Origin of the sequence: Natronohydrobacter thiooxidans (genome assembly GCF_001884735.1) — a bacterium.
In the GTDB taxonomy this organism is placed as follows: Bacteria; Pseudomonadota; Alphaproteobacteria; order Rhodobacterales; family Rhodobacteraceae; genus Roseinatronobacter; species Roseinatronobacter thiooxidans_A.
Genome location: NZ_MJAP01000034.1, coordinates 169,285 through 190,519 on the forward strand (window position 1 = coordinate 169,285; position 21,235 = coordinate 190,519).

14 protein-coding genes are annotated in these 21,235 nt (G+C 63.9%); 11 read left to right on the forward strand and 3 right to left on the reverse strand.

The features are described 5' to 3' along the window. Positions 1–33: 33 nt before the first annotated feature. Together BG457_RS15515 and BG457_RS15520 are read left to right on the forward strand one after the other, a co-directional pair. Positions 34–1,482, forward strand: coding sequence for a TrkH family potassium uptake protein (locus BG457_RS15515; RefSeq protein ID WP_071798299.1), 1,449 nt, complete (start codon positions 34–36; stop codon positions 1,480–1,482). Between the two features lie 12 nt (positions 1,483–1,494). Further along, positions 1,495–2,235: a glutamine amidotransferase gene (locus BG457_RS15520; RefSeq protein WP_071798301.1), complete on the forward strand. Its 741-nt coding sequence runs from the start codon at positions 1,495–1,497 to the stop codon at positions 2,233–2,235. Positions 2,236–2,406: 171 nt separating this feature from the next. On the opposite strand, the gene BG457_RS15525 is transcribed toward BG457_RS15520, so the two are convergent. Beyond that, positions 2,407–4,233, reverse strand: a complete 1,827-nt coding sequence (locus BG457_RS15525) for a serine protease (RefSeq protein ID WP_071798303.1) — start codon at positions 4,231–4,233, stop codon at positions 2,407–2,409. A gap of 136 nt (positions 4,234–4,369) precedes the next feature. On the opposite strand from BG457_RS15525, the gene BG457_RS15530 reads away from it, so the two are divergent. From BG457_RS15530 to glyS, 3 genes are read left to right on the forward strand one after another with little or no spacing between them, the layout of a single operon-like run. Further along, positions 4,370–5,308 carry a glycine--tRNA ligase subunit alpha gene (locus BG457_RS15530; protein WP_071798305.1) on the forward strand — a complete coding sequence of 313 codons (939 nt, stop codon included), beginning with the start codon at positions 4,370–4,372 and terminating at the stop codon, positions 5,306–5,308. Then, complete coding sequence (locus BG457_RS15535) at positions 5,308–5,808, forward strand: DUF6446 family protein (protein WP_071798307.1); 501 nt, start codon at positions 5,308–5,310, stop codon at positions 5,806–5,808. Before BG457_RS15530 ends, BG457_RS15535 begins: the two co-directional genes overlap by 1 nt. A 35-nt stretch (positions 5,809–5,843) precedes the next feature. After that, positions 5,844–8,111 (forward strand): glycine--tRNA ligase subunit beta, encoded by a 2,268-nt coding sequence (glyS, locus tag BG457_RS15540; RefSeq protein ID WP_071798309.1) that lies wholly within the window; start codon positions 5,844–5,846, stop codon positions 8,109–8,111. Position 8,112: 1 nt separating this feature from the next. On the opposite strand, the gene BG457_RS15545 is transcribed toward glyS, so the two are convergent. After that, positions 8,113–9,423, reverse strand: a complete 1,311-nt coding sequence (locus tag BG457_RS15545) for a 3-deoxy-D-manno-octulosonic acid transferase (protein WP_071798311.1) — start codon at positions 9,421–9,423, stop codon at positions 8,113–8,115. Next, positions 9,420–10,679, reverse strand: a complete 1,260-nt coding sequence (locus BG457_RS15550; RefSeq protein WP_084657675.1) for a 3-deoxy-D-manno-octulosonic acid transferase — start codon at positions 10,677–10,679, stop codon at positions 9,420–9,422. Before BG457_RS15550 ends, BG457_RS15545 begins: the two co-directional genes overlap by 4 nt. 279 nt (positions 10,680–10,958) lie before the next feature. On the opposite strand from BG457_RS15550, the gene BG457_RS15555 reads away from it, so the two are divergent. From BG457_RS15555 to BG457_RS15580, 6 genes are read left to right on the forward strand one after another with little or no spacing between them, the layout of a single operon-like run. Next, entirely contained in the window at positions 10,959–12,557 is a 1,599-nt protein-coding gene (locus BG457_RS15555) for an alpha-amylase family glycosyl hydrolase (RefSeq protein WP_071798315.1), read from the forward strand. 10 nt (positions 12,558–12,567) lie between these two features. Next, positions 12,568–14,763, forward strand: a complete 2,196-nt coding sequence (gene glgB / locus BG457_RS15560; protein ID WP_071798317.1) for a 1,4-alpha-glucan branching protein GlgB — start codon at positions 12,568–12,570, stop codon at positions 14,761–14,763. Between the two features lie 28 nt (positions 14,764–14,791). Continuing rightward, entirely contained in the window at positions 14,792–16,051 is a 1,260-nt protein-coding gene (gene glgC / locus BG457_RS15565; protein ID WP_071798318.1) for a glucose-1-phosphate adenylyltransferase, read from the forward strand. Then, the gene (glgA, locus tag BG457_RS15570; RefSeq protein WP_245771019.1) at positions 16,033–17,484 is read left to right on the forward strand and encodes a glycogen synthase GlgA; all 1,452 of its coding nucleotides are present in this window, start codon (positions 16,033–16,035) and stop codon (positions 17,482–17,484) included. The genes glgC and glgA overlap by 19 nt, the downstream gene beginning before the upstream one ends. Further along, positions 17,481–19,604, forward strand: a complete 2,124-nt coding sequence (gene glgX, locus BG457_RS15575; RefSeq protein WP_071798320.1) for a glycogen debranching protein GlgX — start codon at positions 17,481–17,483, stop codon at positions 19,602–19,604. The genes glgA and glgX overlap by 4 nt, the downstream gene beginning before the upstream one ends. Then, positions 19,601–21,235, forward strand: a complete 1,635-nt coding sequence (locus BG457_RS15580; RefSeq protein ID WP_071798323.1) for an alpha-D-glucose phosphate-specific phosphoglucomutase — start codon at positions 19,601–19,603, stop codon at positions 21,233–21,235. Before glgX ends, BG457_RS15580 begins: the two co-directional genes overlap by 4 nt.

Consider the following 21,235-nt stretch of genomic DNA (forward strand, 5'->3'; position numbering starts at 1 on the left):
CACTCGACCATCGCGGCGCGAAGGCTGCACCCCATGCTGAACCTGCGCCCTGTCTTTCATCTGATCGGCCTTCTCAGCCTGACTCTGGGCGTGCTCATGCTGATCCCGGCTGCGCTGGACTGGCGCTCGGGCAATGACAACTGGCATGCCTTCGCGCGCGCCAGCTTCCTTGTTTGCCTGATCGGCGGGGTCGCGGCGATGGCCACGCGGCAGGCGCTGGCCGACGGGCTGGGGCGGCGGCAATCCTTTCTGCTGACCGCGAGTGTCTGGGCGGTGCTTCCCGCCCTTGGCGCGCTGCCCTTCATCTTCGGCGCCCCCCATGCCAGCCCCACCCATGCCTTGTTCGAGGCGCTTTCGGGCATGACCACCACCGGCACGACAGTGTTCACCGGACTTGATGATCTGCCGCCGGGCGTGTTGCTCTGGCGCTCGATGCTGCAATGGCTGGGCGGGCTTGGCATCATCATCGTTGCGCTGGTCTTTCTGCCGGTCCTGCGCGTCGGCGGCATGCAGCATTTTCAGGCCGAGGCGTTCGACACGATGGGCAAGGTGCTGCCGCGCGTCTATGATATCTCGATGGGGCTGTTGCAGGTCTATATCGGGCTGACCCTCGCGGCCATCATGTCCTATATGGCCTATGGCATGAACGGGTTCGACGCGATCAACCATGCGATGACGACCATTGCCACGGGCGGGTTTTCCACCTCTGACCAGTCCTTCGCGAAATTCACCGGCCCGCTGGAATATGTGTCTGCCCTCTACATGATCCTCGCCGGGCTGCCCTTCATCCGTTTCGTCCAGCTGGTCGGGGGATCCTGGACGCCGCTGCTCAGGGATGTGCAGGTGCGCGCCTTCCTGCGCTGGTCGGCTTACGCGGTGCTTGTGATCATCGTCTACCGGCTGATGAACAGCGACGACCACCCGCTTGATGTGCTGCGCGGCACCCTGTTCAATGTGGTCACCCTCATCACCGGCACCGGCTATGGCAGCGAAGCGGTCGATGGCTGGGGCGATTTTCCGCTGCTGGTCATTGTGCTGATGGGCTTTATCGGCGCCTGCACCGCCTCGACCGGCTGTTCGCTCAAGGTGTTTCGCTACCTTGTGCTCTTCGAGGCTATCCGCGCCCAGATGCAGCGCTTGCGCCGCCCGCATGAGGTGGTCTCGCTCAAACTGGGGGGCAAACGGCTGGAAGAGGACGTGATTTCCTCGGTCATCGTGATGTTCACGGTATTTATCGCCAGTTTCATGTTGTTGTCAGTCGGGCTGTCATTGACCGGCCTCGGATTGCGCGCTTCAATGACAGCGGCCTGGACCTCAATTTGCAATATCGGCCCGGTTTTTGGGCCGGAAGTCGGAGCTACCGGCGCGGTTGATAGTTTCCCCGAAGCCGCAAAATGGCTGATGATGCTGGGCATGTATCTGGGCAGGCTCGAAGTTCTGGCGGTGATGGTGCTTTTGCTGCCGCGCTTCTGGCGCGGCTGAGGAGGGCGCGGCATGAAACCCTTTCTGATCCTCCAACTGCGCCCCGAGGCCGAGGCCGCGGATGAAGAGTTTTCCGCCATCCTGCACCGCGCCGGGCTGGGCGAGGGGGATGTCCACCGCATCCGGCTGGACCAGACCGCATTGCCCGAGACGCTGGCGCTCGCGCGCTATTCCGGGGTGATCGTGGGCGGCGGTCCGGGCTGCGTCAGCGATCCGCCCGAGGAAAAAGACCCGGTCGAGGCCCGGATCGAGGCGCAGATCCTTGGCCTGATGCCGCGTATCGTGGCCGAAGACCTGCCCTTTCTGGGCTGCTGTTACGGGATCGGGATATTGGGCCGCCATCTGGGCGCGCCGGTCAGCAAAGCGTATCACGGCGAAGCTGTCGGCCCGATCACCTGCACCCGCCGCCCCGAGGGCGCGGATGACCCGCTGCTGGAAGGGCTGCCCGACAGTTTTACCGCGCTGGTGGGCCATAAAGAGGCAATGGACGCTCTGCCCGAAGCGGCGACCCATCTGCTGGAAGGGCTGCACTGCCCGATCCAGATGCTGCGCTACCGCGATCGCGTCTATGCCACGCAGTTCCATCCCGAAGCCGATGGCGAAAGCTTCGCCTTGCGCATCCGCGTCTATCGCGAGAAGGGCTATTTCCCGCCCGAGGCGGCAGACAGCCTGACCGCGCGGGTCAATGGTGTCGATACGGTCTATTCAGGCCGTATCCTTGCCAATTTCGTGCGTCACTTCGCGCAAGGGTGACGCGCCGGGCCTGAAACGGAAGGTGATGGGGGCGGTCCGGGGGGCGCGGGTGATCCGCAGCGTTGCGCGCTCTCGCGCGGTCAGAAGCGCCCGCTCACGGCCCGCCCGCCCACCCTTGCCATTCGCGGGCGCTGTCCGGGCCAGTGGCCCGGACGGGTCAAGCCCGCAGGCTCAGTTCCAGCACGACACCAGCACGGTCAGATCGCCCGCGACCCGCGTCAGTACTTCGGGCGGCATCACCACATCCTCGCGCAAGGTGCCGCTGGAGACGCTCGCCGTGTCCAGAAACGCCCGGATCGCCGGGGCCGGGACCGCATAATTCACATCGCCCGGCAATTGCCGCGCGCCATCCTGCGGGGCACCGGCCAAGAGCCCGATCACACCGCCATTGCTGCCGAAAACCGGCCCGCCCAGATCGCCCAGCCGCACTTCTGCACTCAGCCGCAAACGGTTATCCTCGCCCGCCAGTCCGCGCAGATCCTCGATCCGCCCGAAGGTCAGCACCGGGCGCGTCATCATATCCTCGAAAGAGAAACCCGAAATGGTGATTTCCGAGCCAAGGCTCGCATCACGATCCTCGAATTGCGCGAAAGCCAGCGGCACCAGCGGCGTTTCCGGCTTCAGCACGGCCACGCCAAGCGCCTCATCCACTGCATGGACGCGGGCGTTATAGGCTTCGTCAATCGTGATCCGCCCGCATTGCGCCACGGCATCCGCCTTGGTCAGAACTGTGCCGGTTGCGTCGATATAGAAGCCAGAGCGCGAAAACTCCGGCCTGCGCACCGACAGCCCCGCCAGCAGCGCGTCGCGCTGCACCGTGCTGGGCTGGCCCGCGCTCTCGGGCAGCACACCGGGCAGGGTGGCGAAACTCGCCTCCATCATCGGCAACACGCGCGCCATCTGCTCATCGCGCTCGGGTGTCCAGATCAGCGTATAGCCCTTCACCGCGCCGTCGCGGAACTGCGCGAATGTATGCGAGCGCAGGCTGTCATTCTGCCCCGTCAGCAGAAAGGAATTCTGCCGCCGCTCGCGTTCGCCTTCCAGCGGTACGATGTCCAGCGTCTGCATGATCTCATACATGCCGAACAAGGTGGCCTGCGTGCCGGGCTGGCTGATCAGCAGCACCTGCACCCCGCTGTCATTCTTGGCGCGGAAATGCGCGAATGGTGTCTCGTGGCGGTCAAATTCCACCATCGCCATGGGCAGGTCGATGCTGATCCCCGCTGTCTCGTCGCGCATATTCTGCATGCCAAGCGCGGCCAACTCGCCGAAATAGCCCCCGATCAGCTCTTCCCGCTGGCGCGTGGTCAGAACTCCGGTGGGCTCATGCCCGTTCGCCTCCTGCCATGCACTGATCGAGCGTCGCGTGCCGGGGCCGAAAGCCGCGTCAATCGCCATGGTGTAATGGCCGAACCATTGCAGCGCCGTCTGGATCTCGGCGCGCTCATCACGGCTGAGCGCCCGCTCATTGGCTTGTGCTTCGCGCAGGGTTTCCTCGGGTTCCGGCTCCGGCTCTGGCTCAGGTTCCGGCTCCGGGATCGCGGCAAGCTCCGTTTCCTCCTGCACTTCCGGTACAGGGGCCTCAGCCAGCGCCTCCGGCGCGGCTTCGGGCACGGGTTCTGCCTCAGGCGTCAGGGCAGGGCGCTCTACCCCATCCGACGGAAAGACCTGCTCCAGATAATCCAGCCCGTTGCTGACAAAGGCATCCGCCGGAATCGCCCCTTCCGCGCGCAACTGACGCCGCACGGTAAATGCATCCACCTCGCTCTCATAGGGACCGATGCTCAGCGCATACCAGTTGCTTGGCAGCAGAAAGCCGCTGATATTGCCCAGCCGCTGATTGAGCAACTCGGCGCGTTCCAGCGTGGTCTCTATGTCGCGATGTGCCTCAACCTGCACCCAGCGCTGCTCCTGCGCCTGAACCGATCCTGTCGCAATCAATGCAAAAACCGAGGCCGAGGCCGCCAGCCCCCCCCAGCGGCGAAAATATGCCTTCATTCCCTGTGCCCTTCCAATATCCTTGTCTGGCAGTGCTGCAGCGCCGCGGGAACAGGTTTGTCCGTTGACCCTGTGCGACAGCTTGCCTATTGAGACGCAGCATTAAGAATATCTGCGCAACAGACAAGAGGCGGCCATGGGTGAACGCCCTGAAATCCGATCACAAAAACCCCAGAGCTTTCAGGAAATCATCCTGAGGTTGCAAAATTACTGGGCGGAACAGGGCTGCGCCGTGCTGCAACCCTATGACATGGAAGTGGGCGCAGGCACATTTCACCCCGCCACCACGCTGCGCGCGCTGGGATCGCGGGCATGGGCGGCAGCCTATGTCCAGCCCTCGCGCCGCCCCACTGACGGGCGCTATGGCGAGAACCCGAACCGCTTGCAGCATTATTACCAGTATCAGGTGATCATCAAACCCTCGCCCCCCGATCTGCAGGAACTCTATCTCGGATCGCTCCGCGCCATCGGGATTGATGATGCGCTGCATGATATCCGCTTTGTCGAGGATGACTGGGAAAGCCCGACTCTGGGCGCATGGGGTCTGGGCTGGGAAGTCTGGTGCGACGGCATGGAAGTGTCGCAATTCACCTATTTCCAGCAGGTCGGCGGGCATGATTGCCGTCCGGTCTCGGGCGAGCTGACCTATGGTCTGGAACGTCTGGCCATGTATGTCCTGGGCGTGGATCACGTCATGGACATGCCCTTCAACGCCCCCGATGCGCGTATCCCGCTCAGCTATGGTGATGTCTTCCGCCAGACCGAACAGGAATATTCGCGCCATAACTTCGACGGCGCCGATACCGACAAACTGTTCCAGCATTTCAAGGATGCCGAGGCCGAATGCCAGCGCCTGCTGGGCTTTGACCCGAGCGACCCGAAACTGGGGAACCGCGCGAATATCATGGTCCACCCGGCCTATGACCAATGCATCAAGGCCAGCCATCTCTTCAACCTTCTGGATGCGCGCGGCGTGATTTCCGTCACCGAGCGGCAAGCCTATATCGGGCGGGTGCGCGCGCTGGCGAAGCTTTGCGCGGATGCCTTCGTGCAGACCGAGGCGGGCGGGGCCTGATGGGAAAATTCCTCGTCCTCCTGCTGGTCGCCTGCACTCTGCTGGCCGGGGTCGGCGCGTGGTATTTCCAGACCCGCGCCTTCTATGACCGCCTGCCCGAACAGACGACCATCCAACTGACCCCGCTGGCCGCAACCAGCGCGCAGGACTTCCCGGTCACGAATTTCCGCGGCATCGACAGTGACAGCTCGCCCATCCGCTACCGCGCCTGTTTCGACATCACTGTGGACGCCGCCCAACTGACCCCCTATGAGCGCGCCACCCCCCTGATCGCGCCGGGCTGGTTCGACTGTTTCGATGCCGCCGCGCTGAGTGACGCGCTGGCAGAGGGAAGCGCGCAGGCGGTGCTGGGCGTGGCCAATATCCGCTACGGCATTGATCGCGTCATCGTCCTGATGGACGGGCGCGGCTATGCCTGGCACCAGATCAACCCTTGCGGCGCAGCCCATTTCGACGGCGATCCCGTGCCGCCCGGCTGCCCGCCGCCCCCCGAACGCTGAACGCTGAACGCTGAACCGAACGCCAAGAGGCCCCAATGGCTGACCTTCTGATCGAGCTTTTCTCCGAGGAAATCCCTGCGCGGATGCAGGCGAATGCGGCGGATGCGCTGAAAAAACTGATGACCGATGGTCTGGTCGAGGCCGGTCTGACCTATGCGCATGCGGCCGCCTTCGCCACGCCCCGCCGCCTGGTGCTGGCGCTGCAGGGCCTGTCCGAGCATTCCCCCCGCCTGACCGAGGAACGCCGCGGCCCCAAGGTGGGCGCGCCCGAACAGGCGATCGAGGGCTTCCTGCGCGGGGCAGGTGTCGCGCGCGAGGCGCTGGAGATCCGCGACGACAAGAAGGGCCAGGTCTATATCGCCACCATCGTCACCGAGGGGCGCGCGGCCCCCGTGATCGTGGCCGAGGTGCTGGAACGCGCGATCCGCAATTTCCCCTGGCCGAAATCCATGCGCTGGGGGTCGGGCAGCTTGCGCTGGGTGCGCCCGCTGCATTCGATCCTGTGTATCCTCTCGCGCGAGGACGGGGCCGAGGTCGTGCCGCTGGACGTGGACGGGATCGTGGCGGGCAACCAGACGCGCGGCCACAGATTCATGGCGCCGGACGCATTTTCTGTAAGCAGTTTCGAGGATTACGCCGCGAAGCTGAAGCGCGCTTTCGTCCTGCTGGACCCGGCCGAGCGCGCCGATCATATCTGGAACGAGGCCAGCCAGATGGCCTTCGCCGCCGGGCTGGAACTGGTCGAGGACCGGGGATTGCTCTCCGAGGTCGCGGGGCTGGTGGAATGGCCGGTGGTGCTGATGGGCCGGATCGAGGAGCGCTTTCTCGACCTGCCGCCCGAGGTGTTGCAGACCTCGATGCGCGAGCATCAGAAATTCTTTTCCGTGCGCGACCCGAAATCGGGGCAGATCGTGGCCTTTGTCACCGTCGCGAACCGAGCGACGGTGGATCACGGCGCGACGATTCTTGCGGGCAATCAGAAGGTTCTGGCGGCGCGGCTGTCGGATGCGAAATTCTTCTGGGACAATGACTTGCGCGTGGTTCTTGAGAAAGGACTCGAAGCGATGGGGGCGGGGCTCAGCGATGTGACCTTCCACAACAAGCTGGGATCACAAGCCGACCGCGTGGCGCGGATCGAGGCTCTGGCGCGCGAGATCGCGCCGCTGGTCGGCGCGGATGCGGATCAGGTGGCGCTGGCTGCAAAGGTGGCGAAGGCCGATCTGCGGTCAGAGATGGTCGGCGAATTCCCCGAATTGCAGGGGCTGATGGGCAGCTATTACGCCCGCGCCGCAGGGCTTCCCGAGGATGTGGCGCGCGCCTGTGTCGAGCATTACCAGCCGCTGGGGCCGTCGGATTCGGTGCCCTCCGCGCCGGTCTCGGTGGCTTTGGCATTGGCCGACAAACTCGACACGCTGACCGGATTCTGGGCGATTGACGAGAAACCCACCGGCTCGAAAGACCCCTATGCGCTGCGCCGCGCGGCGCTGGGGGTTATCCGGTTGGTGTTTGGGAATGGGGTTCGGGTAAGTTTCAAAGGCATCATTCAACTACATAAAGATATCGTCGTGCTGGATATAATCGCGGGTAAGCACTTTGCGGATGAGCAGGCTGCGGCCCTTCGTGAAGCTCGAACTCAGCTAAGTAGAGCGCGCGCCGTTTCTAATTTGAATGTCAATGCGATTTCCGCGGCTGAGGCTGCGGTCAGAAAACTTGAAAGCGATGCATCTACGACTGTTCACGAGGTTCGCGCCGCACTGCAACTGCTGTTAAATCTTGAAGCCGACCTCCTCACCTTCTTCCACGACCGCCTCAAGGTCCATCTGCGCGATCAGGGCATCCGCCATGACGTGATCGACGCTTGCCTTGCCATGCCCGGCAACGACGATCTAACCTTGCTGGTCAAACGCGCGGAAGCCCTCAGCGCCTTCCTGAAAACCGCAGATGGCGAGAACCTGCTGCAAGGCTTCAAGCGCGCCAATAACATCCTCAGCCAGGCCGAGGCCAAGGACGGGGTGGAATACAGCTTCGGCCCCGATCCCAAACTGGCCGAGACGGACGCGGAACGCGCGCTTTTCACCGCCCTCGATCAGGCCGAAGCCGCGATCAGCCCCGCCATGCAGGCCGAGGATTTCGGCGCGGCGATGCAGGCCATGGCCGGTCTGCGCGCGCCGATTGATGCGTTTTTCGAGGCGGTGCAGATCAATGCCGAGAACCAGATCCTGCGCCGCAACCGGCTGAACCTCTTGCACCGCATCCGCGAGATCTGCCTGCAAGTGGCCGATCTGACCCGCGTCGAAGGGTGAGCTACGAAACGTAGGGTGCGTGCTCAGCACGCACCCTACCTGCCACCGCATCTATCGCCGCCAGCGTCCGCGCGCTGGCCCCGCCATGTTCCGCCAGAAACCGCGCAATCGCCGCCTGATCCGCCTGCGCCTCTTGCCGCAATTCCGCCAGCAACGCGGGCAGATCCGGCACGCTCACCGCGATCCCCGCGGCTTCGGCCTCGACAAACGGATATTCAATCGTCCATGTCACCGGCCCGGTCAGCACCGGCTTGCCCAGACTCAGCGCCTCGATGATATTATGCGCCCCCTTGGGCGTGAACCCCGCCCCCACGATCACCCGATCCGCCAGCGCAAGGTAGAAATACATCTCGCCGAAACTGTCGCCCACCAGCACATCAACTCCGTCGAGCGGCGCTGTCGCCGCCAGATCCGCGTCCAGACACTGGCTGCGCCGCGCCACAAGCAGCCCCGCGCCCTCCAGCCCTTGGACCACCGCATCAAACCGCTCCGGCGCGCGCGGGACATAGACGAAAAGCGGCGCCTCCGCGCCCTGCATCTGCAGGATCAGATCGCGGTAAAGTGCTTCCTCATCCGCAACCCCGCTGGCAATGGTGATGACCTCGCGCCCGCCAATTTGGCCGCGCAGCGCGGCCCCCGCGTCCAGATGCGCCGGCGGAATCGGCTGGTCAAAGCGCAGCTCCCCCGTGACCTGCAGATTGCGCAGACCGACCGAGCGGAACCGCTGCGCCTGCAATTGCGATTTCACGAAAGCCCCGTCAATCGCCCCGATCAGCCGCTGGCGCAGCCGCAAGCCCCGCCCGTCGCGCGCCAGCGGCCCTTCAGCATATTGCGCATTGCATAAGTACAGCGGCACCCCCATCGCGCGGCAGGTGAAGATCATCTCGGGCCAGATCTCGACCTCCAGCGGCAGCCCGATCCGGGGGCGGCAGGCACGCAGAAACCGGCGCAGCGCGAAGGGCATGTCGAACGGCGCCCAGACCACCGCCACCTGCCCGCGCGCGATCTCGGGCGCAAACAGCCGCTGCGTCTCGCGCCGCCCGGCAGGGGTGATATTGGTGACAATCACCCGGTCGCCCCGCGCCAGCATCAACCGGATCAGCCCCTGCGCCGAGCGGATTTCACCAAGGCTGACCGCATGCACCCAGATCGCGCCCTGCGGCAGCGGGGCCGGATAAAACCCGAAGCGTTCCGCGATATGGCGGCTGTAATCGGCATCGCGCCGCCCGCGCCGCCACAGATACAGCAGCACCAGCGGCCAGAGCAGCAGCCAGGCCAGCCGGTAGCCCCAGAGCGCCAGGCGCAGGATCATGCCCGCCCCTCCATCAGCGCCAGCAGATCGCGCGCCAGACGCGCCGCATCGGCGCGCGCGGCCTCGACCAGCGCGGTTGCGTCGCGTGGCGGGGCAGGGGATTGCAGCGCCTGCGCCAGTTCCCCGGCGGTGATCTGCCGCGCCAGCCCCTCGGCCTGCAATTGCGCATAGTCAGTGGCGAAATTCGCGGTGTTCGGCCCGTGCAGCACCGGCAGGCCCAGACAGATCGCCTCCCAGGGGTTATGCCCCTCGACGGGACCAAAAGAGCCGCCGATCAGCGCGCGACTGGCCAGCCGATACCAGAGCCCCATCTCGCCGAATGTATCGGCCAGCCAGATCGCCATGTCCGGCCCCGGCACGCCACCCGCGCTGCGCAGCGCATAGGGCAGCCCGGCGGCGTCAAGCGCCTGCAGGATCTCGGGCGCACGACCGGGCAGGCGGGGGGCAAGGATCAGCAGCCAGTCTGGGTCTTGCGCAAAAAGCTCTGCCTGCGCGGGCAGCGCTGCGGCCTCGTCTTCCGGGTGGGTCGGGGCCGCGACCCAGATCCTGCGCCCCGCCAGATGCGCGCGCAATAGCGCAAGCTCCGTTTGATCCACCGCCAGCGGCGCAGCAGCGGGTTTGAGCGCGCGCATCACCCGCACCGCGCGCCCCGAGAGCGCGCCGATATGCGCCGCACTCTGCGCGTCCTGCGCCGCGATCAGTGCGAAACGGCGCAGCATGTCGCGGTAAAGACCGCGCGCGCGCTTGCGCCGCGCCAGCGCGCGCGCATTCATCCGCGCATTGACATAGGCCAGCGGTACGCCGCGCGCGGCCGTGTCGCAGATCAGACCGGGCCAGAGATCCTGCTCGGACCAGATCGCCAGATCGGGCCGCCAGTGATCCAGAAAGCGCTGCGTATAATCCGCCACATCCAGCGGCAGCGACTGATGCACCACGCGGGGCGGCAGATTCGCAGCCATCACGGCACTGGCCGACCGCGCGGTCGAGGTGACAAGCACCGATACACCGGGCCGCGCCTCCTGCAGCGCCGAGATCAGCGGGCGCAGCGCCAGCACCTCGCCCAGCCCCACAGCATGCAGCCAGATCAGCGTGCCCTCGGGCCGGGGCAGACTGGCGCGGCCCTGTTTCTCGCCCATGCGCGCGGGGTCTTCCTTGCCCTGCCGCAGCCTGCGCCGCAGCGCCAGTTCCGCCAGCGGGCGCAGCAGCGGCCGCGCCGCGAGATAGAGGCGCATCTGCCAGCCGTCACGCCTGCTCATGCTGCGCCGCCCCTCGCGCGGGCGGCGGCTGGTCGGTCACAGCGGTCGGCTACTCTCTGGATCATGGCGCGGCTCATATCACCTGCCAGTGAAGTGGTCGAGAACCAAAGCCGCCCCGCGCCCCTTAGCATTACTGCAGCTTTGGCCACGGTCACGAATTAGCTGCGAAAGAAGTTTCCAAACCGCTTGCAATAAGGGAGTTTCTCGATTTATGTGGGTTTCATGTTAGGGCTAACGCCCGCGCGTTTGGAAATTTCCCAGGGAAGGGCGACAGCAACAATGCTCAAGGCACAGGACTGGTGGCGCGGATCGGTCACCTATCAGATTTACCCCCGCTCCTTCATGGATAGCGACGGCGACGGGATCGGCGATCTCAAGGGCATTACCGAACGGCTGGATCATGTCGCCTCGCTTGGCGTCGATGCGATCTGGCTCTCGCCGATCTTCACCTCGCCGATGAAGGATATGGGCTATGATGTCTCGGACTATACCGGCATCGACCCGTCTTTCGGCACGATGGAGGATTTCGACGCGCTGATCGAAAAAGCCCATGGGCTCGGGCTGAAAGTCATCATTGATCAGGTGCTGTCGCATGCCTCCGACCAGCATCCGTTCTTCATCGAGAGCCGGTCCTCGCGCGACAATCCCAAGGCCGACTGGTTCGTCTGGGCCAATCCCAAGCCCGATGGCTCGCCGCCCAATAACTGGCAGGCCATTTTCGGCGGGCCGGGCTGGGAATGGGATGCACGGCGCAAGCAATACTACCTGCACAACTTCCTGCGCGAACAGCCCGACTGGAACCTGCATAACCCCGAGGTGCAGGATTATCTCTTGGGCACCATGCGCTTCTGGCTGGAACGTGGCGTAGACGGGTTCCGCCTCGATACGGTCAATTTCTACTTCCATGACAAGCATCTGCGCGACAATCCGGCGAATTTCCTGCCCTGGGGGATGGATGCCTTCCGCCCCTATGACATGCAATATTGCCTGTTCTCCAAGAACCAGCCCGAGAATCTGGCCTTTGTCGAACGCATCCGCGCGCTTCTGGATGAATTCGACGCACGCACCACTGTGGGCGAGGTCGGCGACAGCCATCATTCCATCGAGCTGATGGGCCAGTATACTTCCGGAAAACGCCTGCATATGGCCTATTCCTTCGAGATGCTGGGGCCGAATTTCTCGCCCGATCATTTCCGCTCGCGGATTGAAGAGTTCTTCAGGAAAGCCCCCACCGGCTGGCCTTGCTGGGCGTTTTCCAACCATGACGTGCCGCGCCATGTCGGCCGCTGGCTGCCCCATGCGCAGGACAGCGATGCGCTTGCCAAACAGGCAGCGGCGATGCTGCTGGCTTTCCGTGGCTCGATCTGCCTCTATCAGGGCGAGGAACTGGGGCAGGTGGACACAGATCTGGAATTCCACGAACTGACCGACCCCGAAGGCATCAATTTCTGGCCCGATCACAAGGGCCGCGATGGCTGCCGAACGCCGATGGTCTGGGAAGCCTCTGCCGCCAATGCCGGATTCTCGCAGGCCAACGCGACCTGGCTGCCGGTGAAGGCGCCGCAGGCCGCGCGCGCGGTCGATACGCAATCGGGGCCGGACTCGGTGCTGAATTTCTACCGCCAGATGCTCGCCCTGCGCCGCTCCGAGGCCGATCTGCAAGAGGGCAGCATGGCCTTTCTCGACCTGCCCGACCCGATTCTGGGCTTCACACGCGGCGAGGGGCTGGTCTGTCTTTACAACCTGTCGCCGAATGACGCCGAATGTGAAACCAATGAAACGCTTGCGCCACTGCTGTCGCAAGGTGTTACACTGGGCGGGGACAGGATTGCTTTCGCGCCCAATGGTTTCGTAATCGCCCGCAAGACGGCTGCATAAGGAATTGCTCATGACCGACGCTCTGCCGCCGCATATGACCTCGGATGATCTGGAGCGACTGATGCAGGGCCGTCATGACCGACCCTTTGACGTGCTCGGCCTGCATGATCATGGGGGCAAGCGCTGGCTTGTGGCGATGGCACCGGGGGCAGAGGCACTGGAGGCGAAATTCGCCCGCAAGAACGTCGCGCTCCAGCGCCTTGCCGGGCCGGTTTTTGCCGCCTCCGTGCCGAAGTCGAAACATCCCTACAGTCTGCGTGCAAGCTATGCCGATGGCGCGGTCTGGGACCATGACGATCCCTACCGTTTCGGCCCTTGCTTGGGCGAGTTGGACCAGTATCTTCTGGGTGAGGGCACGCATCGCCAGATCTGGCAGGCGCTGGGCGCACATGTCACCACGCATGAGGGCGTGACGGGCGTCCATTTCGCACTCTGGGCCCCGAACGCGCAGCGCGTCTCCGTGCTGGGGGATTTCAACCACTGGAACGGCGCGCAATTCCCGATGCGGCGCGTCGGGCATACCGGCGTCTGGGAATTGTTCATCCCCGCCCTCGGCGAGGGCGTGATCTACAAATACGAGTTGATCACGGCGCATGGCCATGTCGCGCAGAAGGCCGATCCGGTAGGATTCGGCGCTCAGCATCCCCCCGCCACGGCCTCGGTGGTGCGCGATATCTCGGGCTACGCCTGGCGCGATGACGCATGGATGAAAAGCCGCGCCATCACCAACCGCCGCGATGCGCCAATCTCGATCTACGAGGTGCATCTGGGATCGTGGAAACGCCGCTGGGAAGAAGATGGCCGCCCGCTTTCCTACCGCGAACTCGCCACCGAACTGGTGGAATATGCCGTGGATATGGGCTTCACCCATCTCGAATTCCTGCCCGTCAGCGAATTTCCCTTCGATGGCTCCTGGGGTTATCAGCCCGTGGGCCTCTATGCCCCCACGATCCGTTTCGGCCCGCCGCATGAATTCCGCGATCTGGTGGAAGCGGCGCATAAGGCCGGGCTTGGCGTGATCCTTGACTGGGTGCCGGGGCATTTCCCGACCGACGCGCATGGGCTGGCGCAGTTCGATGGCACGCATCTTTATGAACATTCCGACCCGCGCGAAGGCTTCCATCAGGACTGGAACACGCTGATCTACAATTACGGCCGCACCGAGGTGCGCAATTTCCTGACCGCCAATGCGCTCTATTGGTTCAAGGAATACCATATCGACGGGCTGCGCGTGGATGCGGTGGCTTCCATGCTCTACCGCGATTATTCGCGCAAAGATGGCGAATGGATCCCCAACCACATGGGCGGGCGCGAGAATTTCGAGGCCATCGCCTTCATGCGCGAGATGAATACCGTCGCCTATGGCGAGGCTGATGGCATCATGACCATCGCCGAGGAATCAACCGCCTTTCCCGGGGTCTCCAGCCCGGTCGATACCGGCGGGCTTGGCTTTGGGTTCAAATGGAACATGGGCTGGATGAATGACACGCTGCGCTATATCCAAAAAGACCCGATCTATCGCAGCTATGATCATCATCTGATGACCTTCCCGATCGACTGGGCCTGGACCGAGAATTTCATCCTGCCGATCAGCCATGACGAGGTGGTGCATGGCAAGGGCGCGATGATCGACAAGATGCCCGGCAATGAATGGGAGAAATTCGCGAATCTGCGCGCCTATTACGGCTATATGTGGGGCTTCCCCGGCAAGAAACTTCTCTTCATGGGCTGCGAAATCGCGCAATATGGCGAATGGAACCATGACAGATCGGTGGATTGGGACGCGCTCGCGGGCGAGAACCATCGCGGCGTTCAGGCATTGGTGCGCGATCTGAACCGCGTCTATCGCGACACGCCCGCGCTCTACCGGCGCGATTGCGAGGCGCCGGGATTCCAATGGATCGCCAATGACCCGTCGATCTCGAAACTCGCCTTCGCACGCTACGGGCTGGAAGGCGACGCGCCGGTGCTGGTGATCTGCAATTTCACCCCCATCGAGCGCAGCGACCTGCCCGTGGGCGTGCCCGCCGCAGGGCATTGGGAGGAAGTGCTCAACACCGATGCCGCGATCTATGGCGGCGGCAATCGCGGCAATATGGGGGGCTGCGACACGCTGGCCGAAGACTGCGACGGCATGGCGCAACATATCCGCATCACACTGCCGCCGCTTGCGACGGTGATATTCCGCCTTCGGGCAAAGGATTGATTGACCCAAAGGTTCAGGGAGGACTGGGATGGCTGAAACTTCAAGACTGGCACAGCGCTCGATGGCATTCGTGCTGGCGGGCGGGCGCGGCTCGCGGCTGAAGGAACTGACCGACAACCGGGTGAAACCGGCGGTCTATTTCGGTGGCAAGACCCGCATCATCGACTTCGCACTCTCGAACGCGCTGAATTCGGGCGTCCGCCGCATGGCGTTGGCCACACAATACAAGGCGCATTCCCTGATCCGGCACTGCCAGCGCGGCTGGAACTTCTTTCGCGCCGAGCGCAATGAATATCTCGATATCCTGCCCGCCTCGCAGCGCATGGGCGAGGAGATGTGGTATCGCGGCACCGCCGATGCCGTGACCCAGAATATCGACATCATCGACAGCTACGGCATTGAATATATTATCCTTCTGGCCGGTGATCACATCTACAAGATGGATTACGAGCTGATGCTGCGCCAGCATGTCACGCAAAAGGCCGATGTGACGGTCGGCTGCCTCACCGTCCCGCGCGAGGAAGCGACCGCTTTCGGCGTCATGGCCGTGGATGACGACAGCCGCATCACGTCCTTTCTGGAAAAGCCCAAAGATCCGCCCGCCATGCCCGGCCACCCGGACAAGGCGCTGGCCTCGATGGGGATCTATGTCTTCACCTGGTCCTTCCTGCGCGACCTGCTTCTGCGCGATGCCGAAGACCCCAATTCCAGTCATGATTTCGGCAATGACCTGATCCCCGAGATCGTGAAAAACGGCAAAGCGGTCGCGCATAAATTCGACGATTCCTGCGTGCGCGATCCCGGCGCCGAGGCCTATTGGCGCGATGTCGGCACGATTGATGCCTTCTGGCAGGCCAATATCGACCTGACCGATTTCACGCCGACCCTCGATCTGTGGGACAAGAACTGGCCGATCTGGACCTATTCCGAATCCGTGCCGCCCGCGAAATTCATCCATGACGAGAAGGACCGCCGCGGCATGGCGATTTCCTCGATGGTCTCGGGGGGCTGCATCATCTCGGGGACGGAAGTGCGCAATTCGCTTCTGTTCACGCAGGTCCATACCAATTCCTATGCGGTGCTCGATCATGCGGTGGTCCTGCCGCATGTCGTGGTCAACCGTTCGGCGCGGCTCAGGAAATGCGTGATCGACCGGGGCGTGGTCATTCCGGCAGGGCTTGTGGTCGGCGAAGACCCGGTGGAAGATGCGAAACATTTCCGCGTCACCGAGAAAGGGATTACCTTGATCACCAAACCCATGATCGATGCATGGAAAGCCGCACAGTGACACGCGTTCTGTCGGTTGCATCGGAATGCGCCCCGCTGGTGAAAACCGGCGGGCTCGCGGATGTGGCCGGCGCGCTTCCGGGGGCGCTGGCGGGCGCAGGTGTCGAAATGCGCACGCTTCTGCCGGGCTATCCCGCCGTCATGGCCACGCTGGAAGGGGCCGAGATCTGCGCCCGCCTCCCGGACTGTTTCGGGGGCGCGGCGCGTGTCATTGCGGCCACTGCATCGGGCCTCGATCTTCTGGTGCTCGATGCCCCGCATCTCTATGACCGGGGCGCGGGGATCTATCTCAGCGATACCGGCCGCGACTGGCCCGACAATCCCGAACGCTTCGCCGCGCTGTCATGGGTGGGTGCCGAAATCGCGGCGGGCCTGCTGCCCGACTGGCGCCCCGAGATCCTCCATGCCCATGACTGGCAGGGCGGGCTTGCCCCCTATTACATCGCGCGCGGCCCTGCGGCGGGGCAGGTGCGGAGCATCGTCACGATCCACAATATCGCCTTTCAGGGGCTGGCCCCCGCCAGCCGCCTTTCGGCCCTCAAACTCGATTCCGCCGATTTCACCCCCGAAGGCTTCGAATATTGGGGCCAGATCTCCGCGCTCAAGGCCGGGCTGATCTTCGCCGACCGGATCACCACAGTCTCGCCCACCTATGCCGAGGAACTTCTGACACCCGAATTCGGCATGGGGTTGCAGGGCGTGCTGATGGTCCGGCAGGATGTGCTCTCGGGCATCCTCAACGGCATTGACACCAGTGTCTGGTCGCCCGAACTTGACCCGCTGATCACCCCCTATGACACGCCAGCAGGCAAGGCCGCCAATAAATCCGCCCTGCGCGCCGAGTTTGGCCTGCCAGAGGCCGAAGGGCCGCTTTGCGTTGTCATCTCGCGCATGACCGAACAGAAAGGGCTCGATCTGCTCTTGCAGGCGCTGCCTGCGCTTACCGACCGGGGCGGGCAGCTTGCGGTTCTGGGCAGCGGCGATCCGGCGATGCAGGCCGCGTTCGAGCGCGCCGCGCGCCATCCCAATGTGGCCGTGCGCATCGGCTATGACGAGGCGCTGTCACACCGGATGATGGCGGGGGGGGATGCAATCCTTGTGCCCTCGCGCTTTGAACCCTGCGGCCTGACCCAGCTTTACGGGCTGCGCTACGGCACCCTGCCGCTGGTGGCGCTCACGGGCGGGCTGGCGGATACGGTCATCCCTGCCACGCCCGCCACGCTGGCGGCCAAGCCCGTCGCAACCGGCATCCAGTTCGCGCCGGTCACAGCGCAGGCGCTGGCCAGCGCACTGGCCCGGCTTTGCGGGCTTTATGCCCAGCCAAAACTCTGGCGGCAGATGCAACGCAATGCTATGGCCCAGCCTGTCGGATGGGATCATTCGGCCGCTGCTTATGCGGCGCTTTACAAGGGCTTGCTTGGCATCACGACATGATCAGTTCGTTTCAGCTTACGGCTGGCCGTCCCTATCCGCTGGGGGCCACATTCGACGGCGAGGGCGTGAATTTCGCGGTCTTCTCGCAAAACGCGACCCGCGTGACCCTGTGCCTGTTCGATGCACAGGGCAACGAGACCCTGCTGATCGACCTCTCCGAGCGCGATGGCCATGTCTGGCACGGCTATATCTCGGGCATGCGTCCGGGCCAGCAATATGGCTACCGCGTCCACGGCCCCTATCTGCCCGAACAGGGGCATCGCTTCAATCCGCACAAACTGCTGATCGACCCCTATGCCAAGAAGCTGACCGGCCATCCGGTCTGGAATGATGCGCTTTATGGCTACCGCATCGGTGATCCGCTGGGGGATCTGAGCTACGACACGCGCGATTCCGCGCCCTTCATGCCGCGCTCGGTCGTGGTGGACCCGGCTTTCAGCTGGGACGCCAACAAGGGGCGGCCCAGCCATAGCTGGTCGGAAACCGTGATCTACGAGGCGCATGTCAAGGGCCTGACCGCCATGCGCAGCGATATCCCCCATGCGGGCAAGTTCCTCGGGCTCGCCTCCGACCCGATGCTGGAGCATCTGACCAAACTCGGGATCACCGCGATCGAACTTCTGCCGGTGCAGGGCTTTGTCGATGACCGCTTTCTGACCGAGCGCGGATTGCGCAATTACTGGGGCTATATGACCTATGCCTTCTTCGCCCCCGAGCCGCGCTATATGTCGGCAGGCGAGATTGCCGAGTTCCAGCAGATGGTCGCGCGCTTCCATTCGGCGGGCATCGAGGTGATCCTCGATGTGGTCTATAACCACACGGCAGAGGGCGACCAGCGCGGCCCGACGCTCTGTTTCCGGGGTTTTGACAATGCCGCCTATTACCGGCTGGCCGATGACCGGCGCTATTTCATCGACGATACCGGCTGCGGCAACACCATCAACATGGACCATCCTTTCGCGCTGCGGCTGGTGATGGACAGCTTACGCTACTGGGTCGAGGTGATGCATGTCGATGGCTTCCGCTTTGATCTTGCCTCGACACTGGCGCGCACCGGCGGCATGTTCGACCGCGACGGCCCCTTCTGCCGCGCGGTCCGGCAGGATCCGGTGCTCAATCGGGTGAAGCTGATCGCCGAGCCCTGGGATATCGGCCATGAGGGCTATCAGCTGGGCGCCTATCCCGCGCCCTTCCGCGAATGGAATGACAAATATCGCGACACGGTGCGGTCTTTCTGGCGCGGCGATGACGGGCAGGCGCGCAAACTCTCGCGCCGCATTTCGGGCTCCGCGCTGCATTTCGACCATGACGGTCGGCCCGCCACATCCGCTGTCAATTTCCTGACCGCGCATGACGGGTTCACGCTGATGGATACTGTCAGCTATGCCAGAAAGCACAACCTCGCCAATGGCGAGGAAAACCGCGACGGGCATGACCATAATTTCTCGGATAATTGCGGCCATGAAGGGCCGAGCGATGACCCCGACGTGCATGCCTGCCGCGCGCGCCGCCGCCGCAACATGTTTGCGACCCTGATGTTCAGCCAGGGCACGCCGATGATCCTTGCCGGTGACGAGATCGGCAATTCGCAGGGCGGCAACAACAACGCCTATGCGCAGGACAATCCCATCGGCTGGGTCGACTGGGACAAAGCCGATACCGAATTTCTGGAGTTCTGCCGCGCCGCCATCGCCTTTCGCAAGAACAATCCGATCCTGCGCCAGAAACGCTTTCTGCATGCCAAACCCCGACCGGAAGATGGCATGCCCGATATCTTCTGGCGCAAGCCCAATGGCGCGGTGATGCGCGACGAGGACTGGAACCGCCACGATCTGCGCTTTCTGGGCGTGGAAATCCGCATGGCCCATTCCACCCCGGCCTATGAACGCCAGTTTGACGCGATCTTTGTCGTGTTCAACAATGGGGGCGATGTGAAAGTCACCATGCCCGAGGCGCAGGATGGCCAGTTCTGGCGCCGCGTCTTCGACACGACCGATCTGACCATGGAACACCCGCCGCTTGTGGCCTCGCTGGTCAAGGGCAATTCGGTGGCGGTGTTCAAGATGACCAGGGACGCGCCAACCCGCGCGCGCCCGCAACGCAGGGGGAAAGAGCAATGAGCCAGATCCAGATCATCCCGACCCAGCCCATTGCGGGCCAGAAACCCGGCACATCGGGGCTGCGCAAGAAAACCTCCGTCTTCATGGAGCCCCCCTATCTGGAAAACTACGTTCAGGCGATCTTCGAGGGGATTGGCGGTGTGGCGGGCCAGACGCTGGTCGTGGGCGGCGACGGGCGCTATTTCAATGACAGTGCCGTCGCGGTGATCCTGCGCATGGCCGCCGCCAATGGTGCCGCGCGCTGCATCGTGGGGCAGGGGGGGCTATTGTCCACGCCCGCGGCCTCGCATCTGATCCGCAAGCGCGGGGCCGATGGCGGGCTGATCCTGTCGGCCAGTCACAATCCCGGCGGGCCAGAGGCTGATTTCGGCCTGAAATACAACGGCCCCAATGGCGGTCCGGCAACCGAGGCCGTGACCGACCGCATCTTCGCCCGCACCCTCGATATCACCGAATACCATATCTGGGAGGGCGACGCGCCCGATATCGGCCTGATCGGCGAGGCGCATCTGGGCGCGATGGTGGTCGAGGTCATCGACCCGATCACCGATTATGCCGATCTGATGGAAAGCCTGTTTGATTTCGCCGCGATCCGCGCGCATCTCAAGGGCGGCTTCCGCCTCCGCTTTGATGCGATGCATGCGATCACCGGCCCCTATGCGCATGAGATTCTGGAAAACCGCCTAGGGGCCGCCCCCGGATCGGTCGTCAACGGCACGCCCTCGCCCGATTTCGGCGGCGGCCATCCCGACCCCAACCCGATCTGGGCGCATGAGTTGATGACGGCCATGTATGCCCCCGACGCCCCCGATTTCGGCGCGGCCTCGGATGGCGACGGCGACCGCAACATGATCGTCGGGCGCAACTGCTATGTCAGCCCCTCGGACAGCCTTGCGGTGCTCGCCGATCTCGCACATCTGGCACCGGGCTATGCGGATGGCCTCGCAGGTGTGGCGCGCTCCATGCCCACATCCGCCGCCGTGGACCGTGTGGCGGCGGCCAAGGGGATCGACTGTTTCGAGACACCCACAGGCTGGAAATTCTTCGGCAATCTCCTTGATGCAGGCCGCGCCACGCTTTGCGGCGAGGAATCCGCCGGGACCGGCTCGAACCATGTGCGCGAGAAGGACGGGCTCTGGGCGGTGCTGCTGTGGCTCAACATTCTGGCCAGCACGGGCAAGGGCGTGTCCGAGCTGATGGCCGATCACTGGGCGCGCTACGGGCGCAATTACTATTCGCGCCATGATTATGAGGAAGTGGATAGCGAGGCGGCGAATGCCCTGATAGCCGATCTGCGCGCCGAATTGCCCGCGCTGCCGGGCAAGGTCTTCGGCGCGCTGACCGTCGAGCGCGCGGATGAGTTTTCCTATGACGACCCGGTGGATGGCTCGCATGCCGCAGGGCAGGGGATCCGCGTCTATTTCACGAATGGCGCGCGCGCCGTCCTGCGCCTTTCAGGCACCGGCACGGCAGGGGCCACGCTGCGCGTCTATCTTGAAGCGCTGGAAACCGACCCCGCCGCGCTGCACCAGGATCCGCAGACGGCGCTGGCCGATGTCATCACCGCCATTGACGCCATCGCGGGCATTGCCGCGCGCACGGGCCGCACTGGCCCCGATGTGATCACCTGA

Coding starts and splice junctions, on each gene's coding strand:
- BG457_RS15515 (WP_071798299.1), top strand. CDS start 34: ATGCTGAACCTGCGCCCTGTCTTTCATCTGATCGGCCTTCTCAGCCTG.
- BG457_RS15550 (WP_084657675.1), bottom strand. CDS start 10,679: ATGAGCAGGCGTGACGGCTGGCAGATGCGCCTCTATCTCGCGGCGCGG.
- glgB (WP_071798317.1), top strand. CDS start 12,568: ATGACCGACGCTCTGCCGCCGCATATGACCTCGGATGATCTGGAGCGA.
- BG457_RS15520 (WP_071798301.1), top strand. CDS start 1,495: ATGAAACCCTTTCTGATCCTCCAACTGCGCCCCGAGGCCGAGGCCGCG.
- glgX (WP_071798320.1), top strand. CDS start 17,481: ATGATCAGTTCGTTTCAGCTTACGGCTGGCCGTCCCTATCCGCTGGGG.
- BG457_RS15530 (WP_071798305.1), top strand. CDS start 4,370: ATGGGTGAACGCCCTGAAATCCGATCACAAAAACCCCAGAGCTTTCAG.
- glgA (WP_245771019.1), top strand. CDS start 16,033: ATGGAAAGCCGCACAGTGACACGCGTTCTGTCGGTTGCATCGGAATGC.
- BG457_RS15580 (WP_071798323.1), top strand. CDS start 19,601: ATGAGCCAGATCCAGATCATCCCGACCCAGCCCATTGCGGGCCAGAAA.
- BG457_RS15525 (WP_071798303.1), bottom strand. CDS start 4,233: ATGAAGGCATATTTTCGCCGCTGGGGGGGGCTGGCGGCCTCGGCCTCG.
- BG457_RS15535 (WP_071798307.1), top strand. CDS start 5,308: ATGGGAAAATTCCTCGTCCTCCTGCTGGTCGCCTGCACTCTGCTGGCC.
- BG457_RS15555 (WP_071798315.1), top strand. CDS start 10,959: ATGCTCAAGGCACAGGACTGGTGGCGCGGATCGGTCACCTATCAGATT.
- glgC (WP_071798318.1), top strand. CDS start 14,792: ATGGCTGAAACTTCAAGACTGGCACAGCGCTCGATGGCATTCGTGCTG.
- BG457_RS15545 (WP_071798311.1), bottom strand. CDS start 9,423: ATGATCCTGCGCCTGGCGCTCTGGGGCTACCGGCTGGCCTGGCTGCTG.
- glyS (WP_071798309.1), top strand. CDS start 5,844: ATGGCTGACCTTCTGATCGAGCTTTTCTCCGAGGAAATCCCTGCGCGG.